Raw genomic sequence first — 272 nt, forward strand, 5'->3', positions numbered from 1 at the left:
GGCGCGGTTCGTCGATCTCAGGATGAGGCCAAACAACCTCACCTGGATGTCAGGATGAGGCCAAACAGCCTCACCTGGATGTCAGGATGAGGCCAAACAGCCTCACCTGGAGGACGCGGGGTGGAGCAGCCCGGTAGCTCGTCAGGCTCATAACCTGAAGGCCGCAGGTTCAAATCCTGCCCCCGCAACCAAACTTCCAAAAGACAACGATCACCTCATAACTCCTCCGCGTAAGCGTCGAGGAGCTTTTTGCGTTTCTGAGCAGGGTCCAG

General features: G+C 57.7%; 1 tRNA gene. It reads left to right on the forward strand.

Annotated features, from left to right (window positions below):
- The first annotated feature begins 114 nt into the window (after window positions 1–114).
- Window positions 115–191 (forward strand) — tRNA-Met (locus RGCCGE502_RS34425).
- The last annotated feature ends 81 nt before the right edge of the window (window positions 192–272 follow it).

Source organism: Rhizobium grahamii CCGE 502, assembly GCF_000298315.2.
Taxonomy (GTDB): domain Bacteria; phylum Pseudomonadota; class Alphaproteobacteria; order Rhizobiales; family Rhizobiaceae; genus Rhizobium; species Rhizobium grahamii.